Annotated in this window: 14 protein-coding genes; 9 read left to right on the top strand and 5 right to left on the bottom strand. The window is 49.5% G+C overall.

What is annotated here, in order from left to right; translation table 11 throughout:
• Window positions 1-115: 115 nt before the first annotated feature.
• The 4 genes from OEZ43_02630 (at window position 116) to OEZ43_02645 (ending at window position 3,425) form a co-directional block, all read left to right on the top strand.
• Window positions 116-676 carry a hypothetical protein gene (locus tag OEZ43_02630; protein ID MDH5544458.1) on the top strand — a complete coding sequence of 187 codons (561 nt, stop codon included), beginning with the start codon at window positions 116-118 and terminating at the stop codon, window positions 674-676.
• Window positions 677-998: 322 nt separating this feature from the next.
• Window positions 999-1,661, top strand: coding sequence for a protein-L-isoaspartate O-methyltransferase (locus tag OEZ43_02635; GenBank protein ID MDH5544459.1), 663 nt, complete (start codon window positions 999-1,001; stop codon window positions 1,659-1,661).
• 40 nt (window positions 1,662-1,701) lie between these two features.
• Window positions 1,702-2,022, top strand: a complete 321-nt coding sequence (locus tag OEZ43_02640; GenBank protein ID MDH5544460.1) for a rhodanese-like domain-containing protein — start codon at window positions 1,702-1,704, stop codon at window positions 2,020-2,022.
• 59 nt (window positions 2,023-2,081) lie between these two features.
• Window positions 2,082-3,425 carry a TolC family outer membrane protein gene (locus OEZ43_02645; GenBank protein MDH5544461.1) on the top strand — a complete coding sequence of 448 codons (1,344 nt, stop codon included), beginning with the start codon at window positions 2,082-2,084 and terminating at the stop codon, window positions 3,423-3,425.
• A gap of 9 nt (window positions 3,426-3,434) precedes the next feature.
• Here OEZ43_02645 and OEZ43_02650 read toward each other — a convergent pair whose 3' ends face one another.
• On the bottom strand, window positions 3,435-3,986 hold the full coding sequence (locus OEZ43_02650; GenBank protein MDH5544462.1) for an SIS domain-containing protein: 552 nt from the start codon (window positions 3,984-3,986) through the stop codon (window positions 3,435-3,437).
• Between the two features lie 53 nt (window positions 3,987-4,039).
• On the opposite strand from OEZ43_02650, the gene lpxL reads away from it, so the two are divergent.
• On the top strand, window positions 4,040-5,008 hold the full coding sequence (gene lpxL, locus OEZ43_02655; protein MDH5544463.1) for an LpxL/LpxP family Kdo(2)-lipid IV(A) lauroyl/palmitoleoyl acyltransferase: 969 nt from the start codon (window positions 4,040-4,042) through the stop codon (window positions 5,006-5,008).
• Between the two features lie 31 nt (window positions 5,009-5,039).
• Here the strand turns inward: lpxL and OEZ43_02660 are convergent, their stop codons facing one another.
• Window positions 5,040-5,669, bottom strand: a complete 630-nt coding sequence (locus OEZ43_02660) for a thiol:disulfide interchange protein DsbA/DsbL (GenBank protein ID MDH5544464.1) — start codon at window positions 5,667-5,669, stop codon at window positions 5,040-5,042.
• Window positions 5,670-5,826: 157 nt separating this feature from the next.
• Between OEZ43_02660 and OEZ43_02665 the strand changes: the two genes are divergently transcribed.
• Both OEZ43_02665 and yihA read left to right on the top strand, forming a co-directional pair.
• Complete coding sequence (locus OEZ43_02665) at window positions 5,827-6,315, top strand: cyclic nucleotide-binding domain-containing protein (protein MDH5544465.1); 489 nt, start codon at window positions 5,827-5,829, stop codon at window positions 6,313-6,315.
• A 5-nt stretch (window positions 6,316-6,320) separates the two neighbouring features.
• Complete coding sequence (gene yihA / locus OEZ43_02670) at window positions 6,321-6,965, top strand: ribosome biogenesis GTP-binding protein YihA/YsxC (GenBank protein MDH5544466.1); 645 nt, start codon at window positions 6,321-6,323, stop codon at window positions 6,963-6,965.
• 238 nt (window positions 6,966-7,203) lie between these two features.
• Here yihA and polA read toward each other — a convergent pair whose 3' ends face one another.
• Window positions 7,204-9,918, bottom strand: coding sequence for a DNA polymerase I (gene polA, locus OEZ43_02675; GenBank protein ID MDH5544467.1), 2,715 nt, complete (start codon window positions 9,916-9,918; stop codon window positions 7,204-7,206).
• A 45-nt stretch (window positions 9,919-9,963) separates the two neighbouring features.
• On the opposite strand from polA, the gene OEZ43_02680 reads away from it, so the two are divergent.
• Both OEZ43_02680 and OEZ43_02685 read left to right on the top strand, forming a co-directional pair.
• Entirely contained in the window at window positions 9,964-10,689 is a 726-nt protein-coding gene (locus OEZ43_02680; GenBank protein ID MDH5544468.1) for a TIGR00730 family Rossman fold protein, read from the top strand.
• Between the two features lie 44 nt (window positions 10,690-10,733).
• Complete coding sequence (locus OEZ43_02685; GenBank protein MDH5544469.1) at window positions 10,734-11,030, top strand: DUF2782 domain-containing protein; 297 nt, start codon at window positions 10,734-10,736, stop codon at window positions 11,028-11,030.
• An 81-nt stretch (window positions 11,031-11,111) separates the two neighbouring features.
• On the opposite strand, the gene OEZ43_02690 is transcribed toward OEZ43_02685, so the two are convergent.
• On the bottom strand, window positions 11,112-11,450 hold the full coding sequence (locus tag OEZ43_02690) for a c-type cytochrome (GenBank protein MDH5544470.1): 339 nt from the start codon (window positions 11,448-11,450) through the stop codon (window positions 11,112-11,114).
• Window positions 11,451-11,715: 265 nt separating this feature from the next.
• Window positions 11,716-13,404: a hypothetical protein gene (locus tag OEZ43_02695; protein MDH5544471.1), complete on the bottom strand. Its 1,689-nt coding sequence runs from the start codon at window positions 13,402-13,404 to the stop codon at window positions 11,716-11,718.
• Between the last annotated feature and the right edge of the window lie 11 nt (window positions 13,405-13,415).

Below are 13,415 nucleotides of genomic sequence, written 5' to 3' on the forward strand. Positions count from 1 at the left end.
AAAAAATATCTCAACTTTGGGGAACAGATTTTTTCGTGCAGGGTCGAAAAAATTCACGTGGGGTGGAATAAATAATAACCATATACCAAACAACAAACCCAAGGAGCTGCACAAAATGAATATGAAACTCATTGTTGGAACGATTGCCCTGACCACGCTTGTTGGCTGCGCTGCACCAGCCAAGGTTAGCCAGATGACATTGAAGGATTCCGATACTTCGACCTATATCAAAACCACACCCTTATCCCATCGCATCGTAGTGGACAGCGTTGAAGGCGGAGAAAACGGGGTGAGGAATTTGCGCTTGGCCGAGGTCGGTGATGCTGAATTCCGTCTAGCCCTGGAGGAGTCACTCGAAAAGGTAGACTTATTGGCAGAGGATTCTTCGGCCCCCTACGCGCTATCGATTAAGATTCTCAATTTTAAGCGCCCCAATTTTGGACTCACCACCAAGGTGAGTACGACCATCCAATACTCACTCACGCGCAAAGCTGACAAGCACAATCTGTTCGAACGCATCATTAGCTCTGAACATACCGCCACACTGGGTGACTCCATACTCGGTTTTCAGCGTGTACGCATAGCAACCGCAGGTGCGGTAAGAAACAATATTGAATTCCTCCTTCAGCAATTGAAGGAACTAAAAGTCGAGCACATGGAAGTCGCACTAAGATAGAACCGATACTGCGGGATCGGCTCAGGCAATCCCGCAGTTACTTTGGTTAATGAGCATGTCATTGCGCCCCACTCTAGTCGCGCTTATTTTCTATTAAAAACAATCGATTAGCGCATACTCAGCAAGGCCTTCATCTCGATAGCCCAATCAGTCCCTGACAAAATCAAGGACTTACAGAAATGATTAATACCCAGCTTCTACCAGGCAAAAACAGCAGCTTAGGCACGACCTACCTTAGAAATAGTTGCTACGATTAATTGTAGGCGGTAACCTTATCCGCCCCGTGAAGTTACGAAATCGAGACCTGACGATGAGAATGGAAATGGCCAAGATAGACTTTGATCAAGCAAGATTTAACATGGTTGAGCAACAGATCCGCACCTGGAACGTGCTCGACATGGAAGTTTTGGAGGTACTGAAATCGGTTCCACGGGAGGGTTACGTCCCCGATACCTACCGAGATCTCGCCTATACGGACATGTCTATCCCCATAGGCCACGGTGAGGAAATGCTTCACCCTAAGTATCAGGCTCACATACTTCATGCACTCAAGCCACAGGCCGGCGATAGCGTGTTACAAGTGGGCGTAGGTACTGGTTATGTATGTGCTTTACTCGCGAAGATGGCCGATCGCGTTTATGGCGTGGATGTCGAGCCGGATTTTCTGAAGATTGCATCGCAAAATCTGGCCAAGCAAAACGTCACCAATGTCATTCTTGAGGAAGGCGATGCCTCATGTGGCTGGTCTGAGCATGGGCCTTATGACGCGATTGCCCTGACTGGCGCGGTCGAAGAAATCAACGATGCCATCAAACAGGAACTTAAAATCGGCGGACGTCTGTTTGCTTTTGTAGGTAACGCGCCGACCATGCAGGCAGTACTGGTTACCCGTACTGGCGATCATAGCTGGGAAGAAAAGTGTCTGTTCGAATCAGAAATTCCCTCGCTACACCATGATCGTCGCCCACCCGAATTCGATTTTTAGCCAAGGGGAGTGACGATTCACTCCCTTTGTACATCCTTCAATGCAGCAATATACCCCCACTCAGCTACGCGAACTGCTCGACGGCACCGCTACGTCGCCATTTTTACTCGATGTAAGAGAAAGATGGGAGTTCGACACCTGTCACCTGGAAGGAAGTGTGCATATCCCAATGGGGGAAATCCCGGCGCGTCTGGATGAAATCCCGACGGATCAGACTGTTGTGGTGATTTGTCACCACGGGGTCCGCAGTATGCGCGTGGCGATGTTTCTCCAACACAACGGCTTTGAGGATCTGGTCAACCTGACTGGCGGTGTAGATCGCTGGGCCAGGGATATAGATCCAGATATGGCGGTCTACTAGTGTAATAAAGGCCTTCTCTTACTGAGGTGGTCACTAGCTTTACCTGCTTAAAGAGTAAAATGACAAGACGACTGCGCTCGATACTCCTATTCGTGCTATGGGGCTTGCCTGCGATATCGCTGGCGGAGGGCCTGCTTGATGTGTTTAATCTGGCTATCGAGAACGACCCTCAGTTGCGCGCCGCCATGGCTAATCGCGATGCGATTAAAGAGGCCAAGGCACAGGCCTTTGCAGATTTTCTGCCGTCGGTAAACTCCACTGCATCTGTCACCCAGTACTACCAGGTTTATGATCTTTATTTGGTGTATTTCGAGAACGGCGCGCCACCTGTCGAGGCCAGTTATGGCTTAAATATGTTCAAGAGCTACCAGGGCTATCTAACGCTACGCCAGCCGGTGTTCGACATGGAATTACTGGCGCGGAATAAGACTGCCAACCTGGAGGTAACACGCTCGGTATTAGGCTATCGGATAGCACAACAGGAGTTGATATATCGCGTCATCGAGCGCTATTTCGAGGTGCTGCAGAAAACGGGTGATCTCAATTTCGCACGCGCAGAAAAAAAGGCGGTCGCCAGACAATTACGTACAACTAAGGCTCGCTTCGATGCAGGTTTGATCGCCGTCACTGACGTACATGAGGCGCAGGCGCGGCATGATCTTTCAGTGGCACTGGAAATCATGTCTGAAAGCGAACTTGCCCTGGCGGAGGAAAAAATGCGCGAGGTAACCGGGCAATCGCCAAAGCAACTTTTTCCACTCCGAGAAGAAACACCGCTAGTGCCTCCAACACCGACAAACATTAATGACTGGGTCAATGCTGCGCGCCTCCAGAACCTACGTATTGCAGAGCAACAACTGAAGGCCGATGTCGCCAATCAGCGTATTAATGAAATCAAGGCACGTTATTTTCCGAAATTCGACATCACCGCCAATGGCGGCTACGTCGACTATGGCGGTGCCTATTCGCAGGTGTATAAAGACGCCAATGTCTCACTCAATATGAATATGGAACTCTATAAGGGTGGGCGCACGCGATCGGAAATTCGACAGGCACGAAAACAACACGAAAGTGAATCGCATACCCTGGACCAAATCGAGCGTGAGGTTTTAACCGAAACCCGCAGTGCTTATTTAGGTGTATTGGCGGGCATGAGTTACGTCAAGGCCATTAATCAGGCGACTCAGTCCAGTGGAAAGGCACTCGCCGCAACCGAAGCCGGCTTTGATGTGGGAACACGCACCGCGGTACAGGTAATGGATGCGCAAAGAGAGCTGTTCCGCAATCAGCGCGACTATGCCCATGCCCGTTATCAATACATACTCAACACACTAAAACTCAAAAAGGCCGTGGGCCTGTTGACCATAGATGATATCGAGCAGATCAATAGCTGGTTGCAATAACGCTTAATATCAAGGTTCGAAGATTTCGCAGAAATAGTGCAACAGGAAAATATGCGCTTCCTGAATACGCGAGGTGCGTTCACCGGGGACGATCACAGGCAGGTCGACAATTGGTGCTAGCTCGCCGCCGTCGCGGCCAAGTAAACCAATTGTCGCAATCTTTTGCGACTTGGCCTGGTGCACAGCCTCACGCAGGTTTGCAGAATTACCAGAAGTGCTGATCACCAGTAATAAATCATTCTGCCGGCCTAGGGATTCCAACTGGCGCGCAAAGATACGCTCATAGCCAAAGTCGTTGGCAATCGCTGTCAAGGCGGACGAATCGGTAGTCAGGGCAATCGCCGGATAGCCTGGACGCGTTTTTTCAAAACGCCCGGAAAGCTCCGATGCAAAGTGTTGCGCATCCGCCGCTGAGCCACCGTTGCCGCAGACGAACAGGCTATTGCCCATTTTGAACGTCGCAGCGATTACACGCGCCGCCTGTTCGGCAGGTGATGCCAGTTCATGGAGAACATTAAAGGTATCCAGGTGTTCGGTCAGGGAGTTTTGAAAAGACTGCATACTGGCTCTTGGTTTGTGTGTAAGGGAAAGCGCGGTTATTATTCCAAAATTCCGTGCATAACGCAGCAAAGTCGAACGAATTTAACAAATCAGTGGATCATCTTTCTTTTTCATTCGCATATCTTGCACCGCGCTACTGGCTTGTCTGGCTGTGGATAGGCGCGTTACGTAGCCTGGTGGCGCTGCCACAACCAATGCGCATGGCCGCTGGCCGCGCAATCGGGCGGCTGTTACTCAAATTCGCGGGCAAGCGGCGGCGTATCGCTGAGCGCAACCTGCACTTATGTTTTCCCGAGGCAGACGCCAAATGGGTGAGTGACATCACACGTGCAAATTTTGAATCCATGGGCGAAGCCCTGATCGAAACCGGGATGTGCTGGTGGCTAGCCGAACCGAAGTTGATTGCCTTGACTGATATAAAAGGGCTTGAGCACCTGCAAGCTGCATTGGATAAGGGCAAGGGCGTCATTCTGCTGAGTGCGCACTTTACCTCGCTTGAACTCGGTGTCCGTTTGCTCGACCCATTCACCGAAGCCACTATCTACCCGGTATATCAACGTCACAAGAACCCATTGATGGAATACATCATTACCGGCAACCGACTCAAGCATGCCAAAGGCGTATTCTCAAATGACAATGTCAGGGGCATGATTCGGGCGCTACGAAATAATGGTGTCCTGTGGTACGCGCCGGACCAGAACTATCGCGGGCAATTCAGCGCCATGGTGGATTTCTTCGGCCATGCCGCGCCGAGCAATACAGCCACTTCGAAACTCGCCCAGGTATCTGGCGCGGCGGTACTCCCTTATATCATTCAACGTCGTGCTGACGGCTTAGGCTATTGTGTGGAAATCGGTGCAGCCCTGGACAATTTTCCCGGAGAAAGTGCAGAAGTCGACACGCGCCGTTATCACGAAATCATCGAACAGGCGATACGCATTACACCCGAACAATATTTGTGGACACACAAACGCTTTAAGCGACGACCGAAAGATTTTGAAGACGTGTATGCGGGAATTTAAAGGGGAGTGAGCACTCCCCTTTATCGTAAAACTATTTCTTGGATTCTTTTTCCACCAGGTAATTAATCACATTGATGGTGTTGGCGTTACCGCCGGTGTTGCGGTTTGAAACCCGATATTTACCGTTTACGATAAATGCAGGTACACCATTAATGCCATAACGCCCCGCCAATGCCTTGGAACGGCGGACATAGGTTTCGACGGCAAACGAGCGAAAAGTTTTGGTGAATTCAATCTTGTCCACGCCATGTTCAGCGAAGAAGTCACGCAATTGTTCGTCGGTATCCAGGTGACGCTTCTCCAGATGGATAGCATTGAATAAGGGTTGTTGAATCTTGTCTACCACACCTAACAGCTCTGCGGTGTAATAGGCACGCGCATGATTCTCCCAGCCCGGACGAAAAATTGCCGGTGTACGCACGAATTCGCTACCTTTGGGCTGCTTTCTCAACCAGCGTTCCACATAGGGCTCCATACGGAAACAGTGAGGACAGCCGTACCAGAACATCTCGCGCACTTCGACCTTGTCGCCGGTTGTTGTGGGTTGAGGTGGGTCGATACGCTCGTAATGTACCCCTTCCTCGAATTCTTCCGCGTGCAAACCTATCTGCATACCTGCAAGCATTGCGGTAGCAACCAGAATCTTGGTCAATTTTCTCATTATTCACCTCCATTTTGGGCCGCCAGCCTAGCCTAATTCGTGGCCCAAGACAAATCAAAGTTTGATATCATGCGCTACACAAAACGCGGTCTTTCTTTTGACCATGGAACCTAAAATAGTGCGGCAAATATCCGTAAGAAAAAGGGATAACGGCTTAATGACTTCAGAAAAACTCAATCTCATCGATTTCCTGAACCAGCAGAAACTGTGTCAGTCGCTGACGGTAAAGGAAGTCCAGATCCTGCTCGACTACACCGAGATCGTCACCTACAAAAAAGGTGACGTGATTGCCGATATCGGGGAAATCGGCGAAGCCCTGTATTTCGTTCTCAAGGGCGAAAGCGGTCTATTCTTCGATGAAGGCAGTGGCGAAACCGAAGTTGGCATAATTCACCCAGGCGAATTAATGGGTGAAATGTCGTTTTTCGATATGGAGCCACGCTCGGTAAGGGCGAAGGCTATGACCAAAGAGACTCAGCTGCTCAAGCTTCCACGTACTATGTATAACCGCTTGCGCGTGGAGCACCCCTATATTGCGGTGAATTTGCTCGAGCATGCCATTGTGAGCCTGGATCACCTGTTCCGTCGACTCAGCTCTGATGTAGCGACCTTCTCTAATTACCTCTACGGTAAAGGCAAGAAATAAGCGCAATGGATAGCCCTGTCTCGGCCTTGCTGCGGCGGGCGCATTTCACCATCGCGGTAAACGCCATCAAGCAATTACCGACGGATACAGGTATCGAAATCGGATTTGCCGGTCGCTCCAACGCCGGCAAATCCAGCGCGATCAATACCATCACCGGCATCAAGTCGCTAGCGCGGACCAGTAAAACACCGGGACGCACCCAGCAGATTATTTATTTTGATCTCGATGAGGAACGGCGACTGGTGGATCTGCCGGGCTATGGCTTCGCCAAGGTACCGGAAAAAATCAAAAAACACTGGCAAGGGCTGATGGAGGGCTATTTTCAGCGCCGCAAGTCTTTGCACGGCGTGGTGTTAGTCATGGATGTCCGACATCCCCTCAAACCTTTTGATATTCAGATGCTGGAGTGGTGTAAGGACACCAACACGCCGGTGCAGATTCTACTGACCAAGGCCGACAAGCTCAGCCGGGGCGCGGCAGACAAACAACTCCATGCCACGAAAAAGGCGCTCAAACAGCAAGGCCTGCTGCTGGGCGAATTGCAATTGTTTTCATCGCTTAGCGGCACCGGCAAAGAACAGGTTATAGAAAAGCTGGAAGAGTGGTTGGCGCCCACCCCGGCCGTCGATGTAGGGACCGACGACGAATAATTGAATACCCATAATAAGAAACCCCGGCGTAGATTCTACGCCGGGGCTGGGTTCACTCGACTCTGGGATATCGAGTTTGTTTAGACCCGCCAAGGGAGGAGTAGCGGGTAAGTAGTGTTGCGCCTACTCGATATCTTGAGACACAGGGTCCTGTCGAAAAGTTTCCCGTGGTTTAAAATTATTTTTACTTTTTTAGCAAATATCGAATTATCAATGAGTTAATTTTTATCTTTCAGGTCTAATGTGCCTCATCCCAGTTATTGCCTATCCCTACATCGACTAAAAGCGGGACTTTGAGCTCGGCCGCAGACTGCATCAGCCCGCGAATTTCGGCTACGGAGGGCTCTAACATCTCCTCGCGGATTTCAAAAACCAGTTCATCGTGGACCTGCATAATCAAACGAACATCGTCCTTTTGCCCTTGTATCCACTGGTCCACAGCGATCATCGCCTTTTTGATAATGTCTGCCGCCGTACCCTGCATCGGCGCATTGATTGCGGTTCGCTCGGCATATTGACGACGCTGGTGATTATTGGCGCGGATATCGGGGAGATAGAGGCGACGACCGAACAGGGTTTCGACATAGCCGCGGTCCCTGGCCTGGGCGCGAATATTGTCCATATAGGCCTGTACTCCCGGGTATTTGTGGAAATACTGATCCATATATTCCTGGGCTTCGTTGCGCTCAATACCCAGCTGTTTGGACAAGCCAAAGGCCGACATACCGTAGATCAAACCGAAGTTAATAGCCTTGGCACTTCTTCGATGTTCACTGGTGACTTCTTCGAGAGGCACGCCCATTACATCTGCCGCTGTGGCTCGGTGTATGTCCTCGCCTTTCTGAAAGGCCGTAAGCAACCCAGGATCATCCGATAGATGCGCCATGATGCGCAATTCGATCTGAGAGTAGTCAGCCGCAACGATGCGATAACCCGGTGAGGCGACGAAGGCCTGACGGATTCTGCGCCCTTCCTCGGTCCGAACGGGAATGTTCTGTAGATTTGGGTCTGAAGACGAAAGTCGGCCTGTAGCCGCTACAGCCTGATGATAAGAGGTATGTACGCGCCCACTACGGCTGTCGATCTGCTGCGGCAGCTTGTCCGTATACGTCGACTTGAGCTTACTGAAGCTGCGATGCTTCAGGATCAGGCTTGGTAATTCATATTCGTCGGCGAGCTCCTGCAAAACATCCTCTGCGGTTGATGGCTGCCCTTTCGGCGTTTTACGAACCACCGGTAGACCCATATCCTCAAACAATATTTTTTGTAACTGCTTGGGAGAGCCTAGATTGAATTCACCGCCGGCCAGTTTGTAAGCCTCTTGTTCGATACCAGCGATACTGACTTCCAGCTCTCCGCTTTGCGCCTGGAGTTTGTTAGCATCTACCAACACGCCGGTGCGCTCCATTCTTGCCAGCACCGGTTCGAGGGGAATCTCGATATCGGTATACACAGGGCTGAGTCCAGGCTCCGCCTGTAATTTAGGCCAAAGTGCGCCATGCAGGCGCAATGTGATATCCGCGTCCTCAGCGGCATAAGGCCCGGCCTCAGCGATATCAATCTCATTAAAGGTCTTTTGCTTCGCACCTTTCCCCGCAATGTCTTCGAAGTGGATAGTCTTGTGGCCGAGGTATTTCAGTGCCAGAGAATCCATATCATGGCGAGTTGCCACACTGTCCAGGACATAGGATTCAAGCATGGTGTCATGGGCAATTCCACGGAGATGGATATCGTAATTCGCCAATACGTTCATATCGTATTTGAGGTTCTGACCGAGCTTGGCCCTGGCGGGATTCTCCAGCAATGGTTTTAAAGCATTCAACACGCTTTCTCTGTTTAGTTGCGTAGGCGCGCCTTCATAGTCATGAGCCACAGGCACGTACGCGGCGTGAAATGCCTCTGTCGCAAACGAAACACCAACGATTTCGGCCTGCATATAGTCGAGGCTGGTGGTTTCCGTATCGAAGGCGAATAGTTCTGCCTGTTCTAAACGTTTCAGCCAGGTGTCAAAGCTTGCCTGGTCGGTGACGATCTCATACTGGCTATCTTGCGCGATGGGTTTCGCGGTCTTGGGCTGAACATTTACCGTAGGTTTTTCTTCACCGAGTAGTTCACGCAGCCAGGTTTTGAATTCCAGTTCCTTGACCAACTCGACCAGAGCCTCCTGATCAGGCCCGTTGTATTGAAGATCGTTGATGCCGAAAGGCAACTCCACATCACATTTAATCGTCGCAAGCTGGTAGGAGAGAGGCAGTTGCTCCAGGGTTGCACGCAGATTTTCACCGACCTTACCTGAGATCTTGTCGGCGTTGTCCATGACACCCTGGAGAGAATCGAATTCACTCAACCATTTCACCGCAGTCTTCGGACCGCATTTCGGCACACCGGGAATGTTATCCACGGTATCGCCGATCAACGCGAGATAATCGATGATTCGGTTTGGTGGAATACCAAACTTTTCGACAACACCGTTGGTGTCCAAACGGCTATCGTTCATGGTGTTAATCAAGGTGACATGCTCATTGACCAGCTGCGCCATATCCTTGTCACCCGTAGATATGATGGTGTTCAGTTGATGCTCAGTCGCTTGCTGCGCAAGCGTGCCGATGACATCGTCAGCCTCTACACCTTCGATACACAATAGCGGCAATCCCATGGCCTTTATGACCTTATGAAGCGGCTCGATTTGTGCTTTTAGTTCTTCAGGCATAGGTGGTCGATTAGCCTTGTATTCGGGATACATATCGTTACGAAATGTTTTGCCCTTGGCGTCGAATACAATAGCGACATCTTCCGGATCGTAGTCGCTAATCAAACGCCTTATCATGTTAGCCACGCCATAGATTGCACCCGTGGGTTGTCCCTTGGAATTTGTAAACGATGGCATCGCGTGGAAGGCGCGAAATAAATAGGAAGATCCATCAACAAGTATTACCGGTTTTGAATTTGTCATGCCTAAAGTAGTCTAAATATTTGTGTTTGTTTTGAAGGATGATGTATGAACGATATTAAAAAGTCATCGCACCCCAGCTTGAATCCCATCAATGATTCGATGCTTACGCGAGAATCATGGAAAATTTTTCAGATCATGGCCGAATTTGTCGAAGGATTTGAACGTCTGGCCAAGACCAGTCCTTCCGTCAGCATCTTCGGTTCGGCCCGTACACCTGTGAATCACGAGTATTATAAACTCACCGAGGACATTGCACGTGAATTATCCAATGCGGGTTTTAGCGTCGTCAGTGGTGGCGGCCCTGGTATCATGGAAGCCGCGAATAAAGGGGCATATGGCGGTAAATCACCAAGCATTGGTTTGAATATTCAATTGCCTTTCGAACAGTCTGGAAACTCTTATCAAGATATTTCACTCACATTCCGCCATTTCTTCTCGCGCAAGGTGATGTTCGTCAAACATGCCGCTGCGTATGTTGTAATGCCTGGCGGCTTCGGAACGCTGGATGAGCTGGCTGAAATACTCACACTGGTTCAAACCGGTAAGACGCGCAAGATTCCTATCATTCTGGTCAAAGCAGAATTCTGGCAAGGCCTGTTGAAATGGTTCGAAGAAACATTGATCCCACAGGGCATGATTGACGCAGACGATATGAAGCTTATTCAGATTATCGAGGAACCGAAAAAAATTACCGAGGCTATATTCAAACACTATGAACAACACGGTTTTGAGCCTTCTGCGGAAGAAAAAGAAACCATGCTTGATTTGTAGCAAGAAAATAGGCAGCTGGAATTGCGTAGGGTTATAATCGCCCTATGAAGACAATAATCGCTTATTCATTTTTGGTATTTTTTTCCGCTTCTGCGTTTGCACAGAGTGAACGGGAAAAATTTGACGAGAATTTCGAATCAGAAGTTCGAATCGTTGATACCGCGCCGGGACTAATTGAGGAATACAGCAGTAACGGGCAGGTATTCATGATCAAGATTACACCCAAAAAAGGTCGGCCGTACTATTTAGTCGATGCAGATGGTGACGGGAACTTGGAATCACACCGCAATGACAATGCGCCGCGCTTGTTGATTCCATCGTGGGTGATATTCAGCTGGTAGGCTTTTCTGAAATTTTCCTGCACAAACAAAAAGGCCTGCTTACGCAGGCCTTTTCGCAAAGGATAAATCCTTTAAGGTTGATTAGTTGGCCAAGCCAAGAACGAAATCAACCAACTGCTCGATGTCAGCGTCAGCTACACGAGGAGAGTAAGGAGGCATTGGAACGCCCTTGGTAACTTCAGTCCAGTTACCCTTACCACCCTTCTTAACCTTTGCTACTAGAGCAGCCTTTGCACCGGCGTCGCCCTTGTAACGCTTGGAAACATCACCCCAAGCAGGACCAACAACTTTCTTGTCAATTGCGTGACAAGCAGTACAACCACTCTTTTTCGCCAAAGGAGGCATATCCTGAGCTTGTGCCTGAGATACACCAAATACCATTGCAGCAGCGGCAGCTACACCTAACCACTTTGCCTTCATAATTTTCCTCCCTATCTACCAATTTTTCGGAAAACGACCCTTCGGGAATCGTAATGTAATCAGCATTTATTCTGACCCATTCGAAGGGAAACCCAACCATGCTTAAGAGCCAAAAGACCATCAAAACATAATGGAAGCCGCTTTTATGCCATGCCTTAGGGAGGGTGTCAAGTTTATATCACTTGGCTTTTGTGAAAATTCTAGGGCAAAAAAAAGGAAGGGCGCCTGAGCGCCCTTCATAACTTTTTGAAAGTGTGAGTAATAACTATACCTGTGTCACAAAGTTTGTCGGTCCTGTACCGTAGTCAACAGTGTAACCAGTGCCATCCTTATTGGTTTTCATGATTACAGGCTGATATATCCCGGTACCAGGCACCAGCTCCATATTCATGAGGATGGTATTTTCGTCGATTTGCTCATATGTGGTATCAACGGTGTTTTGGCTGCCGGACGTAAAAGCGGTGTCTCCGCCGATTTGGAAATCGACGGTAACTGTTCCGTCATCATGAAAGACGAAACCAAAATTGGTATCGCCACCGGCGGAGATCAGATCTAGCGCCTGGCCCTCTCCTGGAATTTCTCTAAACTGGTCATTGAAGGAAACGCGCGCATCGAAATTGATCGACGTCCCATCGACATATACGCCATCTTCAAAAATCCGAATAACTTCCGCTACGTCAACCTTCGGTCCGCCGATGTTGGTGAGATAAACAGGGTCAGCGCATGCGGCAATCGCCTGATTTATGATAGCGCGATCGACCAGTTGTGCCGGATTATCGCCGAGCAGGGTTTGCTGTGTACGACCCCGCATCAACGTCGCAACAACTTCGATCGCCCGTAAACGCTGAAGAATATAGGTCTCGGCGGAAATCGCTCCGAGCGCATCATTAAACAAATCATCGATCAAAGCCGGAAGACCATCAAGGCGCCCGACGATTGTATTTACGAGAGTTGTCGTTGGTGCCTCATAGGTGATGCCTTTCAAAGCGAGATCATCGCTTACTGCCTGCCATGCATCCGTTACGATTTCGGATGCGTTAGCTTGAAGTACAGCGCTCATGGTTTCCGTACCAATCACACGCTTGGCGATCTCTACCTGAACATACGGCATAACGTCATAAGGATACTTTCCACTTTCACCTTTGAAACTATTGTTTGTTTCAGAGTGTAGTAGCTTTGTGACGACCGCTGCCGGTTTTTGGGCCATCATTGCCATGTGCGCCAAGGCCATACGGTCTGAATCGGAGAGTGTTGAACTACTGGTGTAGTTCATATAGTCCTGCTTTAACACATTGGTGTCGGTAAGAGGCTCATTCGCCGGATACACCGATTCATTCTGAGATGCAGCGTGCAACATGGAGCCAACAGGTGTAACTGCTTGAGGCTTGGTATAACTTCCAGCGCCTATCGTCACTTCCAGCGTAATAGTGCCTTCAAGCGACTGGCTCGTACTTAGGTCGTAACCATTTGCGACGCGTAAAGGCGCTTTTGAGACACCGGGTTTAACTTTTAGGCAGTATTGTTCGTCTGCCTTTGCCTCTTCGTAGGCTATGTACTGAGCGGTTGACGTGTAGTCGATATATTCTTGTGAATCCTTATTCGCCGGTTCACCGTCTGGCTTGCCAGGTACATATCCACCTTTTGCACAGTAATCATAGGGAGCCGTTGTATCGTCCGACTTATCTGACGGAGTGCCTGCATTATCGATGGTTTTCTTCGGGTTATAACTAAAATAACCATCTTCATCGGTTAAAGCAAAGGGTTCCCAACCATCGAGCATATTGTTGTTATTTGAATCGAGATAAACATATCCCTGGGCGACAGGTCCATCCACTGCGCGACCGCTGACGAAACTCAGTTCGGTATTACCCGAATCCTGTGACTCACCTGAACATGCTGTCAGCACTGAGGAAACAACGGCGGCAAGAACGTAGTATTTGAAATTTGATTTCATCTTATATCTCC

Source organism: Gammaproteobacteria bacterium (assembly GCA_029881255.1).
Taxonomy (GTDB): Bacteria; Pseudomonadota; Gammaproteobacteria; order S012-40; family S012-40; genus JAOUMY01.